Here is a 17,269-nt window from a genome sequence, read left to right as displayed (position 1 = left end):
ACCTGGCCTTGGCCTCGGCGAAGTGGCGGGCCAGTTGCTCGCTGGCCAGTTCGACGGGGTACAGCCCGGTGGGGGTATGCCAGGTATAGGGCGGGCTGATCCGATGCTCGCCGTTCTCGTCGGTGTACTCCTCGCGCGGCGCCTCGGCCCAGCGGGCGTGGGTGAAGGTGGCGAAGTAGATCTTGTGATCGCTGAAGAAGAAGTTGCGCTGCAGCTCGAAGCCCAGCCCCTGGTGGGTGCGCACGCCCATGTGGTCGAGCACTGGCGGCGCCAGGTCGTCCAGTTGCAACTGGTCATCGACGCACACCAGTTCAAGCTTTTCGGTGGCGGCGAAGGCATGGAACTCGGCGAGCCAGGCATCGCCTAGCGTGCTGCCGGCGTGTTCCAGGACCCGCTGCAGGAAGGTGTCGCGCTGATTGCGCGTCTTGTCGCGGATCCAGGGGTTACGGCGGAACCACTCAGGGCCGACGCCATCGCGGGAGGGGATGCCCAGCAGGTGGTCGCAGCCGTCGTTGCCGTCGAGGGAGAACAGCGCGCCGGGCAGGGAGCAGGGCACGCAGAGGGTAGGGGGCACGGGTAGTGCACCGTTGCGCACGCCCTGGCGCAGCCTTTCCAGGCCGGGGGGTAAAAGGGGTTCAGACATGCGAAGGTGTGTCCTTGAGTGCGCGTTGGTGAGCGGTCAGTTGCTTGCCCAGCACCTGGCACCTCTGGCGTGCGGAGCCCTGTTCGTCCAGCGACGTGACCCAGGTGGCGAACAGCGGATTGAGGTAGAAATGGCGTCCGAAAGCGATCGCCAGCAGGACGTGCAGCAGCACTTGGTTGCGGGGGAGTGCCGGGAGGTGTTTCAGGTCATCGGAAGGCTGTGGTAGGCGCTTGCCGTAATGCCGATAGGCCAGGATCTCATTGCCATTGAGTTCCTTGTGTTGCAGAGGGCGGAGCCCATAACGCTCGCAGGCATCCGACTCATATTGGCAGTAGCAGTCCTCGTGCGTGTCCGAAGGTAGGCCGCGCAGGGCCATCAGCTGGGTGATCGAATGCCAGAGCCTGTCGTCGTCCTTGGCATCTTCACGCCAGCCCAACATGGCCAGGATGATGTCGTGCATGTGGGGCAACTGGGTTTCGAGCTGCTGACGGTGGGCGATCGCCTGCTCGGCCAGCAAGCCGAGCCGCTCATCCTGGGCCAGCCCGCCAGCTTGGGTGCCAGGCCACAGCGGTTGGCAGGCGAGGTCGTTCCACCAGCCCAGCCCGAGGAGGAAATGAGTAAGGACCAGCACGCTGTATTCCCGGGTGCTGCCGTACCCCTCGTGGCAGACCAGGTTGCCCGCCTGGGCGACCAGCGCGTGGATGTGTGCGTGGCGGGTATGCAGGCGGGGTAGCGTGGGGCCAAGGGTATCGAGTAGATACTGGGCCAACTGGCGGTTCGTGGCGTGCAGCGCGGCCTTGTGGAGCGCATCGAGGTCCAGGGGTGGCAATTTCATTGGCCGCCCTCCCGCTCAGGGCGCAGCCAGGCCAGGTAACCCTCTTGCTCGCAGGCGTCTTCCGCTTGCTCGAACAATGGCTGGACGCCGAGTGCCAGGTCTGTTGCGGGGTCATGGAAATAGAGCCTGAGTACGCGCCCATGGTCGAACAGCCTGGCCAGGGCATCGGCGTGTTGTGCCAGTGATCCCACATACAGGCTCAACGACCGCGGGTCGCCAAGGCGTAGAAAGTACCGTTGCTTGCCTTGCTGCACCTTGCCGAAGCGGCGTAGGTGCTGCGCCAGTGCCTCCAGTGGCAAGGTGGCCTCGAACGCGGTGAAGGCGAGCGAGCCGTCCAGTGTGCCGAGCCACGTGTCCAGGTCACTACCGGGTTTCAGCGGGAAGAGTATCGGCGCATGCTTTTCCAGCCCGGGATTCTGCTCCAGGTACCAAAGGCACTGGTGTTCGATGGCATGGAACTCCAGACGGCCGAGCAAGCCTGGGGTGGTAGAGGCTTCGGCCAGCAGGAACAGGCTGTCGCGACCTGCATCACCTATTGCTGCGTGATCGTTCAATCGCTGATGCAGGCTCATGCGTCGCCCCTACCGGCAAAGGGGCATTCTTCGATCAGGGGAGAGCCTTCACGGATGGCCGCTTCAATCGCTTCGAGCTGCTCTTGCACCGGCGTCAGGTAGGTGACGTTGCCTTTGAAGCGGATGTTGGGCGCTTCCAGGGTAATGCCGTCGGCATCGAGGATGATCTTGCCGCTGGGGCCGCGGATATGGATGCGCTCGGTACCCTGAAGCATGTAGGACGGCGTCAGCAGGCGTTGGGCTGTCCGGGCTTCCACGCTGCGTGCGCCTTCGACGATGAGTGACTGGTTACCGCCGATGCTCAGGGAGTGATCGGTTCCGATCGTGTCGTGGCTCGCGTTGCCGATGGAACGCACTTCATTGCGGTCGATCGTGGTGAAGAGGTCTTGCTGGACATGGTCGCGCCGGTCCCGCCCCGTCGTGGTCGATTCGTCACGGGCAACGCTCGAGCTGCAGTCGCGGCCGGTGGCAATCTTGCGGTCGTTGCCGACGGTGAGGGTTTCATCGTGCTGCACCTTGGTGTTCAGGTCTTTTTGCGCATGGATGAACACTTCCTCCTGCCCCAGCTCATCCTCGAAGCGCAGTTCATTGAACCCCTTGCCCTTGTGGGTCTGGCTCTTGATCGTCATGCGCGTCTTGTGCTTGGGCAGTTCGTAGGGCGGTAGCTGGTTGCCGCAATAGGTGCGCCCGGTGATCATGGGTTGGTCGGGGTCGGCATTGACGTATTGGACGATCACGTCCTGGCCGATGCGCGGGATGGCCATCGAGCCCCAGCTACCCCCGGCCCAGGCTTGCGATACCCGCACCCAGCAGGAACTGAACTCGTTGTCCTTGCTTTCCCGGTCCCAGGGAAAGCTGACCTTGACCCGGCCCCACTCATCGCAATAGATCTCTTCACCGGGCGGGCCGACCACGGTGGCCATGTGCGGGCCGTCGATGCGCGGCTTGGGCTGGGGCTCGGGGCGCCACTCGGCCATGCCGGGGACCAGTACGGCGGTCTGCTCGTAGCGTGTGCCCTGATGGGCACCGGCCGCTTCTTCCTCGAGGCTGGTGAGCTGGCTGCCCTCATGGGTGACGCGGATCACCCGCCAGTGCGCGTTGAGGTCTTCGCGCGGGTGGCCGACGAGGTTGAAGCTCAGGCCCGGTTGCAGGCGCGCGTCGTCGCCCTTGACGTCGGCGATACGGGCGTCATGGCGCAGGGCCGTGAGGCGGGTTTCGGTGAAGGGCTTGCCGACCGCATCGCGCTTGTAGCGGCCGGGATAGTCGAAGCGTTCATACGCCAGCGCCGGGTGAATGACCTCAGGGGCGTTCGCGGCATGTTCCTGGCGGTAGCCAGGGTTGGTGAAGGTGTAGTCGCGCTGCACCTGGCGTGTGCTGCGCACCTGTTCGCTGTAGCGCAGGCGTCGCAGGCAGGGCCTGGGTTGGTCGCCGCCGCTGTTGGCCAGGTACAGCACGGTGTGGGGAGCGGTGGGTTCATCGTCCTCGAAGAAGCCGTCATCCTCGTCGTCGTGCTCGCGGGCCCCTCGGCTGATCAGCCCCAGCGACAGCAGCCGGTCGGTGATGAGCAGCTTGTGCTGCTTGGCACTGTGCTCGAAGCGGTAGACGAAGCCTTCCTCGGCGGCCAGGCGGGCGATGAACTCGAGGTCGGTCTCGCCGGCCTGGACGCAGAACTCGCGAACCTGGTGCTCGAAGCTGGTGCCCAGCTCGAACTGGGTGATGCCCTGGCGCTTGAGCATCAGTTCGAGGATCTGTGGGACGCTCTTTTGCTGGAAGATGCGCCAGTTCGAGCGCAGGCTGGCGCGGGCCAGTTGGGGTTCGACGAGGGCGTGGTAGTAGGTGCGGTGGAAACCGCTCTCGCCCTGGCTGAAGCTGCTGACCAGGCCGTGCACGTAGCGCAACGGGCGTTCACCGCGCCAGAGGGTGAACAGGACGGGTTTGTCGAGCAGTTCGCCGAAGGCGACATCGTCGTCGAAGCTGACCAGCTCCAGGTGCAACGTGAAGGGTGTGCTGAGGGCTTCGTGGAGCTTGAACGACACCACCTCGAACAAGGCGTTGCCAACAAGGGGCTGGAAGCTGTAACGCAGATCGGATTGGTGAGACATGGAAGATCCTTATCCAGATTTACCGAGCACCCGCTGTGAAAAGAGAGCATTCGGTAACGAAACAAGGTAAGGACCGTAAGTGGTGGATAAGAAGAAGTCTTGCCAGCAGATTCCTAGGTTGTTGTGGGAGATTTCGCTATTTATGTAGGTGTGCGCCTAACTCAACGCTTGGTTGCCAAGATCGCTATATTGTTTGGCTTCACTAGGCAAAAGGAATTCGCACAACGGTGATGTTTGCCCCCCGAGTTCATTGATGGGGCGTTACCGGCGGTGTGGTTGGCGAACTGGCAGGCGAACGTATTTATGACTCTACCCATGATTGATGTGAGCAGCTGGTCTATAGAGATTCAACTTGCTTTTATGATCAGTCCATTCGTGATCGGACTGCTCGGCGTCGATGGCTCGAACAACAAAAACGCTTCTGGGGAACGACGAGCGTCAAATCACGCTGGATGCTCGTCTCCGCAGCCCTGAATGAGAGGCGGCCTGGCCCCTCAACGCTCACGCATGAAGAACCCCGCCACATACTTGCGAAAGGTCTCCAGGCTCTTGAAGTCGGCATAGCGCTTGAAATTCTCGGCATCCGGCTCGGGCCCGGCCGGCTGCTCCAGCAGCGACACCGACAGCACCCGGTCCTGGTCGGAGGTCAGCACCAGTTCGTCCATCACCTGGCCGCCGATCACCGGGCGGCGCATCAGCACCTTGACGCCCTTGCTCGCCATCCAGTCGACCAGCGACACCAGTGCCTTGAGCGGCTCGCGTTCCTCGTCGCGATACACCGGGAACAGGTGCCCACGGGACAGCACCGGTACGCTGGCCACATGGATCAGCTCATAGAAGTGGCTGCCGGCGCTGGTCGGCGAATACAGCGCCAGGGCCAGCAAGGGGCCGGTCGCCCGGTTGCCGCCCCAGTACAGGTGGTGCCCCTGGAAGTCGAAGCCGTCCTCGCTGCGGGCATTGAACAGCTTGCGCCCCTTGATCTGGTCGACACAGTCGAGCAGCAGCCCGTGGCGGCGGTGGTTGCCGAATACCGTGGCCTCGCGCAGGCGGGACTTGAGCATCATCATGTGCTTCATGTCCAGGCGGGTTTCCAGGTAGTTGCTGGCCGGGACCCGCTCCAGCAGCGGATACCGGCCAGCGACGCTGCGCAGCTCGGCGAACTGGGCGGTGAGGTCTTTCTTCAGGTGGGTGGCGTAGACGTTCAAGCCACTGGCTTCGATCCAGGTCAGCAGCAGCGACAGCAGGCGCTGCTGTTCGCGCCGCTCGTTGGCCTCGGCCGAGCCGCTGGCTGTTTCGCTGGCCCGGCGGAAATCACCGAGCAGCCGCAGCGGTGTATCGGGCGGTAGCCAGGCTGCAGGTTGCACGGCCTCGGTGACACGCTCGGTGGCCTCGCGCTCGGCCTTGCTGAACGGGCAACCAGGGGTATGTTCGGGCGTGTCCGGGTTGTTGCGCAGGAACAGCGTGCCGGTGTTGCCGTTGAGGGTGACATTGAGCACCGGCACGGCATCCTTGCGGCAATCGCAGGCCAGCCACTGGTTGGCGCTGCGCACTTTCATCAGCCATTGATTGGCCTGCAACAGACGTGGGCCGGCGAGGGTGCCGGTGACGAAACCGGCCAGCAGTTCTTCCTCGGCCGGCGTCAGTGTGCGCACCTGGGTGGCGTTCTTTTCGATGATTCGCATGAAGCAGCTCCAAGCTACAAGCCTCAAGCTTCAAGCAAAGCCGCGCGGCATTCAACTTGAAGCTCGCAGCTTGCAGCTTGCCGCTCAGTTACCGGCGAACAGCTTGGCGGCACGGGCGCGGATTTCCTCGGGGCTGAGGTCTTCCTTGTGGGTCGAGACGAACCACAGGTTGCCGAATGGGTCCTTGAGGACACCGCTGCGGTCGCCATAGAACTGGTCCTGCAGCGGGCGCACCGCGGTGGCACCGGCGGCGACGGCCTGGGCATAGACCTTGTCGCAGTCCTCGACATACAGGTGCAGGCCGATGGCCGTACCGGAGACCGACTGGCTGGCGGCCAGGCCGTCTTCCATGTCGCACGGGTCGGCGAGCATCAGCGAGGAGTCGCCGATCTTCAGCTCGGCGTGGCCGATGCGGCCGTCGGGGCCGTCGAGACGGAACATCTCGACCGCGTCGAAGGCCTGCTTGTAGAACTCGATGGCCTTGGCTGCGCCCTGGATGCCCAGGTACGGGGTGATGCTGTGTTGCCCTTCGGGGATGGGTTTGACTGCCATTGCCAGGTCCTCCTTCTTGGGGTGGGCTCATGCATGAGACGAAACTGTATGCTTGTACAGTTTCGCCGAATACGCAAATGTCATTTCCCCATTAGTGGCGGTGCCTTCAAGGTCTTTGCGTTCTAGTCGTCAGTTACATTGTTGGAAAGAATGCTGGGGCTGCTATACGCCCCAGCTGGCCCGGCTAGAAAATGTAGTCGGTCGTCAGGAAACTCGACTGACGGTTGCGGATGATCTCGCTGATCAGTGCCTTGTTGGCGTCCTGGAACTTGGTCGCCACCAGGGTGCGGATGGAGAACACTCGCAGGGCGTCGTGCACCGACAGCGTGCCTTCGGCGCTGTTCTTGCGGCCGTTGAACGGGTAGGTGTCCGGCCCGCGCTGGCACTGGGCGTTGAGGTTGATGCGCCCGACCTGGTTGGCGAAGGTGTCCACCAGCATGCCGATGGTGTGCGGGTCGTTGCCGAACAGGCTCAACTGCTGGCCATAGTCGGAGTCGAGCACGTAGTCGATCACCGTCTGCAGGTCGCGGTAGGGCACCACCGGCACGACCGGGCCGAACTGCTCCTCATGGTACACGCGCATGTCGCTGCCGACCGGGTAGAGCAGGGCCGGGTAGAAGAACGAGCCGCGGCTGTGGCCGCCGCCCGGGTTGAGCACTCGCGCGCCCTTGGCGGTGGCGTCGGCCACCAGGCCGTCGAGGTAGTCGACCTTGCCAGGCTCGGGCAGCGGCGTCAGGGCCACGCCTGGCTCCCAGGGCATGCCCGGCTCGAGGGCGGCGAGCTTGCGCTGGAACTTGTCGAGGAACGGCTCGACCACATCCTCGTGGACGAACAGGATCTTCAGCGCGGTGCAGCGCTGGCCATTGAACGACAGGGCACCGGTGACCGCTTCCTCGACCGCGTTGTCCAGGTCGACCTGGGGCAGGACGATCCCCGGGTTCTTGGCATCGAGCCCCAGGGCGGCACGCAGGCGGTGCGGGCGCGGGTGCAGCTTCTTCAGGTCGCTGGCCGCCTTGTGGGTGCCGATGAAGGCGAACACGTCGATCTTGCCGCTGGCCATCAGGGCGCTCACCGTCTCGCGGCCACGGCCATAGATGACATTGATCACCCCTGGCGGGAAGCTGTCGCGGAACGCCTCCAGCAAGGGGCGGATCAGCAGCACACCGAACTTGGCTGGCTTGAACACCACGGTATTGCCCATGATCAGCGCCGGGATCAGGGTGGTGAAGGTTTCGTTGAGCGGGTAGTTGTAGGGCCCCATGCACAGCGCCACGCCCAGGGGCGCGCGGCGGATCTGGCCGAGGGTGCCCTGTTCCAGCTCGAAGCGGCTGGAGCGGCGGTCGAGGTCCTTGAGGGCGTCGATGGTGTCGACGATGTAGTCGCAGGTACGGTCGAATTCCTTCTGCGAGTCCTTGAGGTTCTTGCCGATCTCCCACATCAGCAGCTTGACCACCGCCTCGCGCTGCTCGCGCATGCGCGCCAGGAAGGCTTCGACATGCTGGATACGCTCGGCCACGCGCATCGTCGGCCAGGCGCCGCGACCCTTGTCGTAGGCCTCGACCGCGGCGTCCAGGGCGGTGAGGGCGGTCTCGGCATCGAGCAACGGAGCACTGCCGAGCACCACCTGGTGTTCGCCATCGCCGTCCTTGATCCACACTGGACTGCGTACCGTGGCCAGCGGGCCGTCCCAGCGCCTGAGCTGGCCGGCGACCAGGTAGTCGCGTTGCTCCAGGGGCTCGCCCAGGCGCCAGGCCTCGGGGATGTCACAGGCTTCGGGAAACAGCGAATCGAGCAGACGGTCCATGGGTACTGCACCTCACTTTTTCTTGGGGGGTGAAACGCTTCAGCTTGCGAGCATGCACCCTGGTGAAGAAAAACACCAGTCTGGCTCAACATTGGCGCCCCTGCGCCGATACAGGATGAATAGACCTCGGCCGCCGCCCATGAGAACCCTCCCTACCCCCCTCGATGAACCGGCGCCTGCAAAAGGGACATTGCGGCGTACCCTCGGTCGCCTGCTACCGGTCGGCTTCGCCCTGGTGGGCATCGGCCTGTCGGCGCTGCTCGGGCACCTGGACCAGCAGCGCCGGGAGAGCGAGCAACTGGCCAATCTCAGCGCACGCCTCTCTGGCGTGCGTGCCGCCCTGGAGGCACAGCTGCGCGCGGCATTCGGCGAGGCCGAGGGCATCGCCCAGTTGATCGCCGCCGATGGCCGCATCAGCGTCGGGCACTTCCACGGCATGGCCCGTGGCGCGCTCGACTCGGTACCCTACATGCGCCATGTCGCCCTGGCACCGGCGGACGTGGTCCGCGATGTCTATCCGCTGGAGGGCAACCAGGCGATCATGGGCCTGGACTACCGCCACCTACCGGACCAGTTCCCCCTGCTGCAGTCGGCCCGCGAACACCAGCAGGCGGTGCTGGCCGGGCCGGTCCAGCTGTACCAGGGCGGCCGGGCGCTGATCTACCGGCGCCCGGTGTTCATCACCGGCAAGCGTGGGGTGAAACTCTACTGGGGCAATGTGTCGATCGTCGCCGATACCGACCGCCTGTTGTGGGCGGCAGGCCTGGGGCCGGAGCTGCAGATCCAGCTGGCCGTGCGCGGAGGCGATGGCAAGGGCGCCGACGGGGCGCTGATCTGGGGCGATGCGCGGCTGTTCGACGACCCCTTGCTGAGCCAGACGGTCGAGGTGCCGGGCGGGCACTGGCAACTGGTGGCCGCGCCCCGCGATGGCTGGCCGACCCTGGGCCTGTTCGCTTCGCCGCTGTTCTTCTTCGCCTTGGGCTGCACCGGGCTGTTCAGCCTGTTCGTCGCCCAGCTCAGCGGCAATCATCGCCTGCTGCAACAGCGCAACCGCGAGCTGCGCCAGTCCCAGGCACGCTTCGAACGCCTGGCCCACTACGACACCATCACCGGTTTGCCCAACCGGGTGCTGTTCCAGCAACAGCTGGCCCAGGCGATCGCCCAAGGCGAGGGCCTGGCGGTGCTGATGCTCGATATCGATGGCTTCAAGCAGGTCAACGACAGCCTTGGCCATGCCATGGGCGACCTGTTGCTGCAGCAGGCCACGGCGCGTTTCCTGCAGGAGTTGGACACCCCGGACCGGGTCTGCCGGCTGGGCGGCGACGAGTTCGTGTTCATGCTCCAGGGCAGCCAGGAGCAGGTCAGCCACCAGGTCCGTGCCCTGTTGCACTGCCTGCAACGGCCCTTCGATCTCAACGGCAATGCCGCGTTGGTCACCGGCAGCATCGGCCTGGCCTGGTGCCCGCGGCATGGCGAGGACGTCGACAGCCTGTTGCGCCATGCCGACACCGCCATGTACGTGGCCAAGGAGAGTGGGCGCAACGCCTGGCGCCCCTATCATCCCGACATGACCGAGCGCCTGCAGCAGCGCCTGGAGCTGGAACGCAACCTGCGCCGGGCCTTGCAGCACAACGAGTTCGAGCTGTGGTACCAGCCCAAGGTCGACCTGTTCAGCGGGCGCCTGGAAGGGATCGAGGCATTGCTGCGTTGGCGCGACCCGGAGCACGGTCTGGTGTCGCCGGGGGCGTTCATTCCCCTGGCCGAGCGCACCGGACTGATCATCCCCCTGGGGGAGCGGGTCCTGGAGCTGGCGTGCGCGCAACTGGCAGCCTGGCGGGCCGAGGACTGCCTGCCTGGCCCGCTGGCGGTCAACGTGGCGGCCCTGCAGATCGAGCGCAGCGACTTCGTCAGCAGCCTGGCCACGGCCCTGGCGCGCCATGACCTGGCGCCGCATCTGCTGGAGGTGGAAATCACCGAGAGCCTGTTGATGGAGAGCCAGCAGCAGGCCTGCGCGGTGCTGGCCCGGTTGCAGGCGATGGGGGTGACCACGGCGGTGGACGACTTCGGCACCGGCTACTCGTCGTTGGCCTACCTGCGCGCCTTGCCCATCGACCACCTGAAGATCGACCGTGCCTTCATCAAGGACCTGCCCGATGACGACGACGCGGTAGCCGTCGCCCGGGCGATCATCGACCTGGGCCATGCCCTGGGCTTTCGCATCACCGCCGAGGGCATCGAGACCCAGGCCCAGTACGACTTCCTGCGGCATGCCGGCTGCGACCAGGGGCAGGGCTTTTTGCTGGGCCGGCCGATGCCGGCCCAGGCGTTGCAGCGCTGGCTGCTCGACTACCAGCGGTAGGTCAAGGTGGCCAGCAGTGTCCGGCGCTGGCCGTAGTAGCACTGCAGGGCGTTCTGGCAGAACGCCACGTAGCGTTTGTCGAACAGGTTGTTGGCGCTCAGGCGTAGGTCGGCGCCATCCAGGCGGCCATCGGCCTTGCCCAGGTCGTAGTGCAGGCTGGCATCGAACAGGGTGCGGCCCGGCATTTCCAGGGTGTTGGCCGCATCGCCGTAGGCCTTGCTCATGTAGCGTGCGCCGAAGCCTATCCCGGCGCCCTGCAACAGGCCGTCGCCCAGGGTGTGGTCGAGCCACAGCGAGGCCTGGTGCGCAGGTACCTGGACCAGTTCGTTGCCCTTCAGGCTGCTGCCGTCGACTGCGGTATTGGCCTTGGTGACGCGCGAATCCATGTAGGCATAGGAGGCCAGCAGGTCCAGGCGCTCGTGCAGGCTGGCCTTGGCGTCCAGTTCCAGGCCGCGCACTCGTGCCTCGCCGGTCTGCACGTTGAAGCCGGCGTGGGTGGGGTCTGGGTCGGGCGTGGTGATGTTCTCCTGGGTCAGCTCGAAGGCCGAAAGCGTCACGAACGCGTTGCTGCCTGGCGGTTGGTACTTCACGCCCACCTCGTACTGCTCGCCGGTCATCGGCGTGAAGGGGCGCCCGGAGAAGTCGGTGCCGTCCAGCGGCTCGAACGAGGTCGAATAGCTCAGGTACGGCGCCAGGCCGTTGTCGAACAGGTAGGCCAGGCCGATGCGGCCGGTCGGCTTGTCTTCGCGCTGCTTGCTGCGGTTCTCGCCGGCCAGGCCGCTTTCGGTGCGGGTCGAGACCCAGTCCTGGCGGGCGCCGAGGGTCAACAGCCAGTTGTCCAGGCGGATCTGGTCCTGCAGGTACAGGCCGGTCTGTTCGCGCTGCTGGTGGTAGTCGATCCGGGGAATCAGCTCGGGCACCGCCTGGCCGTAGCGCGGCGCGTAGATGTCCAGCGGGGTGGTGTAGAGCCCCGAGGCGAACTGGTATTCGTCGGTCAGGGAGAGATAGTCCACGCCTGCCAGGAAGCGATGACCGAGGCGGCCGGTGGTGAAGTCGGCCTGGGCGAAGGTATCGACGGTGACGCTGCGCGCCTGGCCTTCGCCACGGGTGGCGACACGGCTGAGTTCCCGGCCGTCGGCGCTGAGCAGGTAGCCGGGGCTGGCGCTGTTGTCGATCTGCACGCGGTTGACCTGCAGGTTCTGCTGCAGGCTCCAGACGTCGTTCAGGCGGTGCTCGAGCAGGTAGCCCAGGGAGAACTGCTCGCGCTCGTAGCCGTCGAAGCCGGGCTCGCCCAGGTAGCGGCTGCGCGGCAGGCGGCCGTTGGCGCCGGCGTGCAGGCTGGCGTCGGCCGGCAAGGCGACGTAGTCGGAGATGCTGCGGTCTTTCTGGTAGTGGCTCAGCAGCGTCAGGCGGGTGTCTTCGCTGGGCTGCCAGGTGAGGGCCGGTGCGATGAACTCGCGCTTGTCGTAGCCGTGGTCGACTTCGCCCTGGCTGTCACGCAGCAGGCCGGTCAGGCGGTAGGCGAGGGTACCGTCGTCGTCCAGGCCGTCGCCGAAGTCGAAGGCGCCCTGGGTGCGGTCGTTGCTGCCGGCCTGTAGCTGGATCTCGTGCACGGGCGAGAAGGTCGGGCGCTTGCTGACCAGGTTGGCCAGCCCGCCGGGGGTGTTCTGGCCGTAGAGCACCGAGGCCGGGCCCTTGAGCACTTCGATGCGTTCCAGGCCATAGGGCTCGATGCGCATCATCGCGGCGCTGTAGGCACCGTAGGGCAGGCGCGAGCCGTTGAGGTTGTAGCGCAGGAAGAAGCCACGGCTCTGCAGGACGTCGTTGCGGCTGTCGCTGTCGCCGAAGGAGGCGACCACCCCGGGGGTGTAGCGCACGGCCTCGGTGACGTTCTGCGCGCCCTGGGCCTGCATCTGGTCACGGGTGACCACGTTGACCGTCTGCGGGACCTCGAGCAGCGCACTGTCGCTCTTGGTGCCGGTGGCGCTGCGCGTGGCCACGTAGCCGCTGACCGGCCCCCAGGCCTGTTCGGCGGCCGTGGCGTCGATCATGACTTCGCCGAGGTTGACCTGGTCGGTGCGTTGCCGGTCCAGGGTCAGGATGCCGCCGGGGGTGACCTGCAGCACCAGGCCGGTGCCGGAGAGGGCACCGGCGATGGCTTGCTCGGCGGTCATGTGGCCCTGGATGGCCGGTGCAAAGAAGCCGCGTACCCGTTCCGGCGCATAGACGATGGTGCGCCCGCTCTGCCGGGCGACCTGATCGAGGGTGGTGGCCAGCGAGGCGGCGGGCAGGTCGAATGTCCAGGTCTGCTGGCGGCTGTCGGCCTGGGGTTGGGCGCAGGCGACGCCCACCGGCAGGCAACAGGCCAGTGCCAGGCAGAGCGGGGCGAGCAGGAAGGGGTGGCGTGGGGGCATGAAGGGCTCCATAGGTCGGTCGGGTCCGCGTTTTTCGTGCGGCTTCAGGACCTATGTGTGACGAGAGCGCGAAAGCGATATAGGGAGATGAAAAAAATTGATCTGGCTAACCCCGCAACTCGATGCGGGTCCACCAGCCCAAGGTCTGTTCGATCCTCAGCGGCATGGTCTGCTCCAGGGCGCGCAGGGCGCCGTCGCTGTCATCCAGGGGGAACAGGCCCGATACCCGCAAATCAGCGGCCTGCGGGGCGATTCTCAGGATGCCCCGGCGGTAGGGCCGCAAGGCCTCGACCAGCTCGCCCAGGCTCCAGTCATCGACGCTGAGCCAGCCGCCGGTCCAACTGCTCTCGCCGCGTCGATGCTCGGCCAGGCGCTGGATACCGGCGACATCGAAGCGCACGCCATGCCCCTCGCCGAGCGTCGCCTCGGCGCCGCCCAGGGTGCGAATGGCGACGCTGGAGGCCTGTACCCACACCCGGCTCGCCTGCGCCTGCAGGGCAACCGTGAAACGGGCATCCGTCGTCTGCACCTGGCCGTCCGGGGTGCGCACGGTGAACGGCCGGGCGCCCGCGACGACCTGCAACTGCAGCTTGCCCTTGCGCAGGCGGACCTCGCGGGCCTGGGCATCGAAGTGCAGGTCGGCGGCACTGCAGGCATCGAGCAGCAGCCGGCTGCCGTCGGGGAGGGTGCGGGCGAGCCGCTCGGCGGTGCCGCTGCGCAGGTCGGCAGCCAGTTCCTGCGCCAGGTCGGTCTTGCCCAGCAGGTAGCTGCCCAGGCCGAGCCCGGCCATGGCCAAGGCGCCACGCAGCAAGTGGCGGCGGTCGAGGCTGGGCGCCGACTGCAAGGTCTGGCGCAGTGCAGGCCCGCCCTCGGCCAGGGGCGTCAGGGTCAGCGCCAGATGGCCCTGGACCCGTGTCCAGGCCCGGACATGGGCCGGATCGGCGGCCAGCCAGGCCTCGAAGGCCTGCTGCTCGCGTGGGGACACCTCGCCGGAGCCCAGGCAGGCGGTCCATTCGATGGCCTGTTCGATGGCCTTGCTCACGACAGCAGCTCCTGGCAGCACAGCTTGAGCCCCTTGGCTACGTACTGCCGAACACGGATGGTCGAGACGCCAAGCTGCGCAGCGATGTCGGCGTACTTCATGCCGTCGAGCTGGCTGCAGAAGAACGCCGCGCGCGCCCTGGGCGACAGGCCGTCGAGCAAGGCGTCGATGGCCAGCAGCGTTTCCATCGCCAGCGCCCGTTCCTCGGCCGAGGGCGCGGTCGCCTCGGGTTCCTGCGCCAGGGCCTCGAGGTAGGCGCGTTCCAGGTCGCGCCGGCGCCAGCTGGCATAGACCAGGCGCTTGGCGATGGTGGTGAGGAACGCACGGGGTTCGCGGATGCTGTGTGGCGCGGGATGGGCAACCACTTGGACGAACGCTTCGGCGGCCATGTCTGCCGCGTCGTGGCGGCAACCCAGGTGGGCCCGCAGGCGCCCGAGCAGCCAGCCGTGATGCTCGCCGAACAGGCGATGCAGGACGTGCTGGCGCAGGGAGGAGGTATCCGGTGACGACATGGGCGAGGCAGGTATGACATGAAATGAGAAGGATTATTATTTATTCCCGCCCATCAGACAATATCCCGACGCCCCCGGCCTGCCGACCGGGGACGCGCCGGCAGGGTTTCAAGCCGGTTCGACTTCGCTGGGGCAAGGTTTCTTGCCCGGGACCAGCGCCTGGTAGCCGATCCTGCCGACCGCGCCCAACTGCGAGTCGACCAGGGCCTTCAACGACTCGCCGCTGGCCAGGTAGGCATCGCCGAAGTCATGGCCGCCCAGGGCGCTGGGATGCGCCACCACCTCCAGCACCCCCGCCTTGGGCGCCAGCCCCGCCTTCAGGTCCACGGGCGTGCAGACATAGTCCGCGGTCGCCCCGCTGAGCTGGCGCAAGCGCCTGTTGAGCAGCGTCTTGAACAGCCGTTTCAACGGGCCGATGTTGTGCCCCAGGTTGCGCGCCAGGCGCACCGGTACGCCTTGCTGGCGGGCGAAGCGGGCGACGAGCTCGCCGATCGGCCAGATGTTGTGCACGTGCTGGTGCGAGTCCAGGTGGCTGGGCACCAGGCCGTGGTCCAGGCAGTGCTGCCACTGGGCCTGCAGCTCCTGCTCGACCGCTTCGCGTTCGCTGCGGGACAACCGCAGCGTGCGGCGCTTCAGGCGCAGGTCGAACTCCCCATGAGGGGCGCAGAACCGTTGTTCGGCGAGGATCGCCTGGCTCAACGGCCGCCCATAGGTCAGGTTGAAGTGCAGCCCGATCCGCCCCTTGAGCGCTGGTTGCTGGGCCAGCACGCAGGCACCGGCGAAGGCGGGCATGTTGGCCATGGCCGTGGCCGAACTGATCAGGCCCGCCTGGAAGGCATGCAGGATCACGGCGTTGGTGTGGGCGCTGAGGCCGAAGTCGTCAGCGTTGACTATGACCTGGGATGGCATCCGGGCTCTCCTGTGGGGGATGGGGGACAACATCGCCCGCGGCCGTGGCCGCGCGCTTGCGCAGGCGTGGCTTGAGCCACTGCCAGCAGCGCAGGGCCAGGCCCAGGGCGATACCGTCGAGGCGCCAGCTGTAGCAACTGATGCGCCACTGTTCGAGTTGGCCTGTCATGCGTTCGTGGAGCTGGTGGCTGGAGTTCTCGAGGCTCACGCGCGAGGCATCGACCCAGGTCCAGCCGTCTTCCAGGCCCCAGTGGATCCACTCCTCCAGCAGCACGCGGCCGCTGCCCAGGTCGCGATGCTCGGGGACGAAGGCCAGGTTGTAGTCGTAGACCCGGCCACGCTCCAGCAAGCCCAGGCGATAGCTGATGCAGCGCCCGTCCAGCTCCAGCAGCACCAGGCACACCAGGCCTTCGGCAGCCAGGGCGGTGAAGGCCTGGTACATCCACTGGCGGCGCGTGTCGCCGGAGAAGATGCCGACCTCGTCGTCGCCTTTCCAGCTGGCCGCCTCGACGGCGCTCACGGCGTCGAGCAGCGCGACGATGTCTTGCGGCGTGGCCAGGACCCGCCGCACCAGGGCGCCGCAGGCCTTGATGCGCTTGCGCGCGCGGCGCAGTTTGTAGCGCGGGTCGCCGCTGACCTCCTGGCGGTCGGCCTCGCTGATGCGGTGCACCGGTACCTTGCAGGTCAGGCGCCGTTCGTAGGTCGAGCTGGCCATGGCCCATTGGCGCAACCAGTCGTCGCCGTCCTCGCCGGGGACTTCGCCAAGCTGCAGCAGGGCGTGGGGCAGGCGCTTGCGGATGACCTGCAGCACCTGCCTGGCGCAACGCTCGGGCAGGTCGACGAGCAGGGCGATGCGGTCGCTCAGTGGATGGCCCAGGTGCCGCACCACCGGCACGTTCAGGGGGCCGAAGGGTTCGCGCTGGCGCACCAGGGGCAGGCACAGGCACAGCCGGCCGTCCTGATGCCCCAGCAACACCTGCAACTGCTGGCCTGGCTGCAGGGCGGCCTCGGCGGCGCGCAGCCAGCCCAGGTGGTTGAATGGCGTGCTGCCGGGCAGGCGGCGGCGCAGCGCCTCGTAGCCGGCGGCGGGAAAGTCGTCGGTGCACAGCGAGGCGCACCAGCTCAGGTCCAGGCCCATGGCTCAGGACGCCGTGGCCGTGGTGCCCTCGGGCACCGGCTTGCGCAGGGGCTCCAGGCGCGACGCCTGGTAACGGGTTTCGCGAAAGAACTTCCAGCGGCCGAACAGGCAGTACACGTTCATGATTCGTCCTTGCTCCTGGTAGCCCATGCGCAGGTGTAGCTTCAGCGCCGGGATGTTGTGTTGCTCGCACACGTCCACCACCTTGTTGCAGCCTTGGGCGGCCATGGCCTTCCACAGGGCCAGTTGCAGGTCCACGGAGAGCTCGGTGCCCCAGTACTTGCGGATCAGCTCGCCGCCGAACTCGAAGAATTCGCCGGGCCCCACCGGGAACCAGCAGCCATAGAAGTGCCGGTCGTGGTAGTGCCGCGGGCTGCCCCAGATGAAGGCCACGGCATCGCCGTCGTCGTCGAGGAACATCAGCCCGGTGTGGCCCTCGGCGGCCAGCTCGCGCATGGTCTCGACCCGGTCGCCGAAGTGCCGGGCAAAGGCCTGTACGTTGTTCGCAGTGATCGTCTCCACGCGCAGGGGCGGGTAGGGTTTGAGCCGGTGCGGTGGCACCGGGGTCTCCAGGTCGCGCTCCATCCACAGCAGTTCCCAATGGTAGAAGACGTAGTGCCGGAAGGCGCTCGCCAGTGTGTCGCGCAGTCCCTTGCGCTTGATGCGGTCCTGGAGTTTGCTCAGTACGTGCATGGTGCCTCCTGA

Annotated in this window: 14 protein-coding genes; 1 reads left to right on the top strand and 13 read right to left on the bottom strand. The window is 66.4% G+C overall.

Features of this window, described 5'->3' with window-relative positions:
- The 7 genes from WCE05_RS11670 to WCE05_RS11640 form a co-directional block, all read right to left on the bottom strand.
- On the bottom strand, window positions 1–643 hold a 643-nt coding region (locus tag WCE05_RS11670; RefSeq protein ID WP_368815962.1), incomplete at its 3' end, for a hypothetical protein.
- On the bottom strand, window positions 636–1,478 hold the full coding sequence (locus WCE05_RS11665) for a hypothetical protein (protein ID WP_253081814.1): 843 nt from the start codon (window positions 1,476–1,478) through the stop codon (window positions 636–638). The genes WCE05_RS11665 and WCE05_RS11670, both read right to left, overlap by 8 nt.
- Window positions 1,475–2,050, bottom strand: a complete 576-nt coding sequence (locus WCE05_RS11660) for a DUF4123 domain-containing protein (protein ID WP_253081813.1) — start codon at window positions 2,048–2,050, stop codon at window positions 1,475–1,477. The genes WCE05_RS11665 and WCE05_RS11660 overlap by 4 nt, the downstream gene beginning before the upstream one ends.
- Entirely contained in the window at window positions 2,047–4,152 is a 2,106-nt protein-coding gene (locus WCE05_RS11655) for a type VI secretion system Vgr family protein (protein WP_368815961.1), read from the bottom strand. The genes WCE05_RS11660 and WCE05_RS11655 overlap by 4 nt, the downstream gene beginning before the upstream one ends.
- A gap of 494 nt (window positions 4,153–4,646) precedes the next feature.
- Window positions 4,647–5,834, bottom strand: coding sequence for a hypothetical protein (locus WCE05_RS11650; protein ID WP_253090848.1), 1,188 nt, complete (start codon window positions 5,832–5,834; stop codon window positions 4,647–4,649).
- Between the two features lie 84 nt (window positions 5,835–5,918).
- Window positions 5,919–6,386, bottom strand: coding sequence for a VOC family protein (locus WCE05_RS11645; RefSeq protein ID WP_253081378.1), 468 nt, complete (start codon window positions 6,384–6,386; stop codon window positions 5,919–5,921).
- 184 nt (window positions 6,387–6,570) lie between these two features.
- On the bottom strand, window positions 6,571–8,190 hold the full coding sequence (locus tag WCE05_RS11640; RefSeq protein WP_253081379.1) for an NADP-dependent glyceraldehyde-3-phosphate dehydrogenase: 1,620 nt from the start codon (window positions 8,188–8,190) through the stop codon (window positions 6,571–6,573).
- A 139-nt stretch (window positions 8,191–8,329) separates the two neighbouring features.
- Between WCE05_RS11640 and WCE05_RS11635 the strand changes: the two genes are divergently transcribed.
- A complete protein-coding gene (locus WCE05_RS11635) occupies window positions 8,330–10,549 on the top strand; it encodes a putative bifunctional diguanylate cyclase/phosphodiesterase (protein ID WP_368815960.1) in 2,220 nt (739 codons plus the stop codon).
- On the opposite strand, the gene WCE05_RS11630 is transcribed toward WCE05_RS11635, so the two are convergent.
- From WCE05_RS11630 to WCE05_RS11605, 6 genes are all read right to left on the bottom strand, one after another.
- Entirely contained in the window at window positions 10,537–12,963 is a 2,427-nt protein-coding gene (locus tag WCE05_RS11630) for a TonB-dependent siderophore receptor (RefSeq protein ID WP_368815959.1), read from the bottom strand. The two genes, WCE05_RS11635 and WCE05_RS11630, sit on opposite strands and share 13 nt — an antisense overlap.
- 106 nt (window positions 12,964–13,069) lie before the next feature.
- Window positions 13,070–14,005 carry a DUF4880 domain-containing protein gene (locus tag WCE05_RS11625; protein ID WP_225787958.1) on the bottom strand — a complete coding sequence of 312 codons (936 nt, stop codon included), beginning with the start codon at window positions 14,003–14,005 and terminating at the stop codon, window positions 13,070–13,072.
- Window positions 14,002–14,517: a sigma-70 family RNA polymerase sigma factor gene (locus tag WCE05_RS11620; protein WP_225787957.1), complete on the bottom strand. Its 516-nt coding sequence runs from the start codon at window positions 14,515–14,517 to the stop codon at window positions 14,002–14,004. The genes WCE05_RS11625 and WCE05_RS11620 overlap by 4 nt, the downstream gene beginning before the upstream one ends.
- 108 nt (window positions 14,518–14,625) lie before the next feature.
- Window positions 14,626–15,426, bottom strand: a complete 801-nt coding sequence (locus WCE05_RS11615; protein WP_225787956.1) for a ChbG/HpnK family deacetylase — start codon at window positions 15,424–15,426, stop codon at window positions 14,626–14,628.
- Window positions 15,398–16,564, bottom strand: a complete 1,167-nt coding sequence (locus WCE05_RS11610) for a GNAT family N-acetyltransferase (protein ID WP_225787955.1) — start codon at window positions 16,562–16,564, stop codon at window positions 15,398–15,400. The genes WCE05_RS11615 and WCE05_RS11610 overlap by 29 nt, the downstream gene beginning before the upstream one ends.
- A 3-nt stretch (window positions 16,565–16,567) precedes the next feature.
- Complete coding sequence (locus tag WCE05_RS11605) at window positions 16,568–17,257, bottom strand: GNAT family N-acetyltransferase (RefSeq protein WP_253081382.1); 690 nt, start codon at window positions 17,255–17,257, stop codon at window positions 16,568–16,570.
- Between the last annotated feature and the right edge of the window lie 12 nt (window positions 17,258–17,269).

Source organism: Pseudomonas sp. I2 (assembly GCF_040984075.1).
GTDB lineage: Bacteria > Pseudomonadota > Gammaproteobacteria > Pseudomonadales > Pseudomonadaceae > Aquipseudomonas > Aquipseudomonas guariconensis_B.
Note: the sequence above shows the minus strand (reverse complement) of the source record. Positions and strands in the feature narration are given on the sequence as shown.